Source organism: Herpetosiphonaceae bacterium, assembly GCA_036374795.1.
Taxonomy (GTDB): Bacteria; Chloroflexota; Chloroflexia; order Chloroflexales; family Kallotenuaceae; genus LB3-1.
This window is the reverse complement of the sequence record DASUTC010000271.1, coordinates 1-1,141: the sequence shown is the minus strand read 5'-3', so window position 1 is coordinate 1,141 and position 1,141 is coordinate 1. Positions and strand designations below refer to the sequence as shown.

2 protein-coding genes are annotated in these 1,141 nt (G+C 65.0%); both read right to left on the bottom strand.

All coding sequences use genetic code 11. The features are described 5' to 3' along the window. Positions 1 to 385: TraB/GumN family protein (locus tag VFZ66_20940; protein ID HEX6291664.1), on the bottom strand; the 385-nt coding region annotated here is incomplete at its 3' end. A gap of 15 nt (positions 386 to 400) precedes the next feature. After that, positions 401 to 1,141 (bottom strand): metallophosphoesterase (locus VFZ66_20935; protein HEX6291663.1); only part of this gene is annotated, 741 nt, incomplete at its 5' end.

Below are 1,141 nucleotides of genomic sequence, written 5' to 3'. Positions count from 1 at the left end.
GATCGAGCATCGCCGGCTCGATTCCCAGCGCGCGCGTCTTCGCTGCGAACTGCTCGTAGAACTTCGGTCCGAGCTGCTGCTGCAGCGTGCGGCCTTCGGGCTGCATTGCCAGCTCCAGGGCGGCCTGTTGCATCTGCTGGGGATCGAGATCGTCCATGTCCAGCTCCATGATCAGCGCGTCGGCATCTGCATAGGCGGAGTCGATGGCCGCAGGCAGCTTCTCGCTTTCCTTCAGCAGGTGCATGGAGCCGAGCAGATAGACCTTGTTGGTCTTGCCCTGCAGCGACCACAGCATGTGATGCTGCTGATCGGCCGCGTGCGCTGCCGTTGAGCAAATGAATAGCGCGATGCACGCGTACGCGTGCCGGAGAAAGTGGGTGGACATGATTTCCTGCGTGACTTACGCGACTACGGACTGCGCGTAGCTCTCGAGCCAGCAAACTTCCGTCTGGATTGCGCCGTCCGGCATGAGCTCCAGCATACGATAACCGGGCGGACGATTGTCGATGGCGAAGTCGGCGCTGCCGGGCAGGAACTGGGCGCAGGTTGCTGGCGTCGCCATGAAGCGCACGCCGTGCACGAAGCTGTCGAGCGACTGATGCACGTGACCCCAGAGCACGCCGCGCACATTGGAGTGTTCGCGCACCAGCGCCATGAATTCCGCGGAGTCTGTGAGGCCCACCTGGTCGAGCCAGTCGCTGCGCATCGCGATCGGCTGATGGTGCAAGCAGAGCAACACGTGCTGGTTGCGGTTGGCGCGCAGCACTTCACGCAGCTTCTTCAGCTGCTCGGCGCCGATCTCGCCGCCGGCGCTGTTGGCGAGCCACGAATCGAGCATCACGACCAGCCAGCGGCCGAACTGCCGGTGGCGGCAAACTTCGAACGGCGCGCTGTTGAGCGCGGCGTGCATGTGGTCGGGCAGGTCGTGATTGCCGGGCAGACACAGCACCGGAACCTGTGAGGCGCCGAAGATGTGCCGGATCCAGCGGTAGCCCTCCGGGTCGTCCTGCACCAGATCGCCGGTCAGCAGGATGCCGTCCGGCCGGCTGCAGCGCCGCTGAGCATCCGCGATCGCCGCCTGCAAAGCAGGCAGCGTCGCCACGCCGCGCAAACGGCCGGCGGCGTCACCAAACAGGTGCAT